Raw genomic sequence first — 1941 nt, 5'->3', positions numbered from 1 at the left:
CACCGCGCGAGGCGGGTTCCACTGGACCACCGCGCCCAAGGCGTTCTGCACGAGCGCGGCCACCTCAGCGTGATGCCCGATCTCTCGGAACTGCACCTGCACGTACCCCCAGCCCGCAGGCAGCACTTGGCGCAACTGGTCGGTGACCCGCTTGACCTGGCGGCTCTGCTGCTCGTAGTCCACCGAGACCGGCAGGGCGGGCAGCTCGGCACCCAGCGCTTCGAGCACCCAGCGCGGGGTGTCGTCCGGAGTGCGCGGGTAGCGGCGCAGGTCCTCCACCAGCACGTCCGGCCCGATCGGCGGATCCCAGACCGGGTCGACCTCGAAGTTGAAGTCCACGCGGTAGTTGTCCGGCGGGGACATCGTGAAGCGGACCGAGAACCAGGTGCCCTGGCCGGGCTCAGCGAGGAGGTCGCGGACGTCCACGAACGCCCTGCGCACCTCGGCAGGCATCTCCACAGGCGCGAACGAGCCGTCGCCGAGCACGGTGGCGAAGGTGAAGTCCTCCACATCAGCCGCCAGCGACACCTTCAGGTCGAGGACAGCCCAACCTGCAGGCGCGACCGAGAGCAGTCGACCGCCGACCCAGCCCAGGATCAGGTTGGTCTGCTCTTGGCGCTCGTACTTGGTCTGCCTCGGCTCACCCACGCCGTCACGGGATTCCGGCACCGCCTCCTGCTGCTGGGGCGGCTGCTGCTCCAGGGGTTCCGGGTGGGACATTGAGGAAGCTCCTGTAGTGGACAACGATCTCGTTGGTCGCCTGGTCCAAGCGCTGCTCGACAACGTACAGACGATCCGGGGTCCTGCCGTGACTGGCATCGCTCGGCCAGACGCGGACGCGTTTGATGCCGTCGCCCGCCCAATGCGCGGCTGCGCGGTCCATTTCCAACGCAATCCTGTGGCAGTTTCGCATCGGATCGGGCCAGCAGGATGCGCCGAGCGGCACGAGCCCTGGTCCACCGCCTGCTCCCGGTTCGACACCTGGGGCAGAAGTCGACCAAGGAAAAAGGGCTGCCTCGCCCACCCGGCAGAGCGCGCTGCGGGTGACACGTCGTGGCCTGCGAGGATCGAGGCCGTTGTCAGCCGTTCTCAGCCTCAGTGGTGCCGTCCAGGATGGACGCGGGCAGGTAGTCGGACGTGACGGTGATCGTGATCCCCATGTCCTGCGCGATGGTCGCCAGCGCCAACGGACCCAGCGCCACATAGCCCTCGGCGGAGGCGCGGCGCTCCTCGGTCCTGCTCCAGTACGCCTTGTGCGCGTTCAACGCGTCGACGAGCGCGGCGTTGAACGCGGCCTCGGAGTCCGGCTTGGTCAGGTGGTGGAACAGGGCCAGCACCGGGAACCGCAGCAGGTTCGCGACCTCGCGCTCGTCGGGGTCGGTCACCACCTCCGGGTCGCTGTTGCGCAGCGCGTCGCTCAGCGCCTCCCCGAGTCCGTCCGAGCGCCGGAGAAACGCCTGGAACAGCCGCACGGTGTCGAACACGTACTCCGGCGCGGGGTCAGCGCGCAGCACGTCGACCGGGAACCCCGCCAGCGAGTCCAGGACTCCCCGGTCCCGCGCCACGATCGCCAGCCACAACGAGGTCAACCAGTTCCCCGCCGACGAGAGGTGCGCGGGGATCGGTCCGGAGACCTCGATCTGGCGGTCCACCATCCACACCGCAGCGGACTCGCGCCCCTCCAGCGCGGCGACGGTGAAGACGGCGGCGCCTGCGTCCAGGGCAGCGCGGAGCGCGAGCCACGTCTCCCGCTCCGCACCCGCGGGGTCGACGACCGCGCGGTGCCCGAACAGCGCCAGCGCGGTGCTGAACTGCATGCCGAGCATGGCCGCGTAGCGCTCGACTTCAGCGACCCCCTCGACCACGTCCTTCGTGAACCGCGGCAGCACCCGAGCCGAGGCGTGGGGGTAGGTCTCGTGCCGCTCTACTTCAACCATGATC

At 69.5% G+C, this 1941-nt stretch carries 1 protein-coding gene and 1 pseudogene; both read right to left on the bottom strand.

The window, feature by feature from the left end; all coding sequences use genetic code 11:
- A pseudogene (locus ACTUAL_RS16635) lies at positions 1 to 720 on the bottom strand (hypothetical protein); the annotation flags it as partial.
- 359 nt (positions 721 to 1079) lie between these two features.
- On the bottom strand, positions 1080 to 1941 hold an 862-nt coding region (locus tag ACTUAL_RS16630; protein WP_440900913.1), incomplete at its 5' end, for an immunity 49 family protein.

It is taken from the genome of Actinosynnema sp., from assembly GCF_052038725.1.
The sequence above is the reverse complement of the archived record's forward strand: the minus strand, read 5'-3'. Positions and strand labels throughout refer to the sequence as shown.